Raw genomic sequence first — 1,043 nt, 5'->3', positions numbered from 1 at the left:
ATCAATTCTGGAGCAACGATTGCTGTTACCACTATGGCAATGATACCAAGCAGGATCGCCCCAAACCCACCACATGCCGGATCCTTCGGCGGCGCCACGGCGGTCGGCGCCGTATCGCCGATGGCTTCGTTGGGATCATAAACGCGGTAGGTGCTGGTGTTGTTGTGGCTGTTGTGGACCTTGTTCGGCAGGATCAGCGATTGCCCCGTGACGAGCGTCTCCGTGCCATCAAGCCCGTTGGCGTCCGCAATCAGGTACCAGAAGCTGGCATCGCCCCACACTGCCTGCGCGATGGAAGAGAGCGTATCGCCGCCTTGCACCACATAGCGGCTTGAGGTCGAGGCGTAATTCAGACCGTTGATCGGATCATAGCTCTGATCAAAGTCCGCATAGCTGGTGCCGTAGACCGAGCCTCCTCGGAATGCGCCGGTGTTCGCCGCCGCGGTTGCGGTGTGCTGGGCGATCGACGTCACATAATCGACATCGCTGGTCCCGTTGTTCGAGATGTCACCCACGCCCATGCCATTGAAGTAATAATGGATCTCCTTCGGATCGCCGGTGTAGGTCGGATCGGCAGCGCCGTTCAGGTTCGTCGGTGTTCTGTTGTCATCCTCGTCGCGGATAAGAATCTGGCCATTCACATCCGTGACAAAGCTGATCGTGCGCGGACGGCCATCCTGGACGTAGACCGATTTCAGATGCCCGCTCTGATCGTAATTGAAGGAAGAGGTGTTGTGCGTCGAGCCGGAATCGTAGTTCGTGAGCGACTGCATTGCCCCGCCCCACCAGACGAGCGTGTTGGTGGTGGTGCTACCGGTCTGCGAGGTGCCGTTCTTGGTCACGGCTGTGGAAGATAGCGTAACGGCGCCGCCCATGTAAGTGCCGCCGCTGGTCACGCCTTTGCCGGTTGCATCAGCGTTGTAGTAATAGGTCGTGGTATTGACGAAGGTGTCGGTACCTTGCAGCGAGGTCACCGTGTCCGAGGTCACTAGGGTCAGGACTCATTGATCAGAGCCAGAAGCAGAACGTTGCGGCGATGGTGA

The 1,043-nt window shown here is 58.6% G+C and carries 1 protein-coding gene; it reads right to left on the bottom strand.

The window, feature by feature from the left end; translation table 11 throughout:
* Positions 1 to 989 (bottom strand): LysM peptidoglycan-binding domain-containing protein (locus tag IP83_RS14920; RefSeq protein WP_054123028.1); only part of this gene is annotated, 989 nt, incomplete at its 3' end.
* Positions 990 to 1,043: the final 54 nt, after the last annotated feature.

Origin of the sequence: Novosphingobium sp. AAP93 (assembly GCF_001296055.1) — a bacterium.
Classification (GTDB): Bacteria; Pseudomonadota; Alphaproteobacteria; order Sphingomonadales; family Sphingomonadaceae; genus Novosphingobium.
This window is presented reverse-complemented; position numbering and strand designations above follow the sequence as displayed.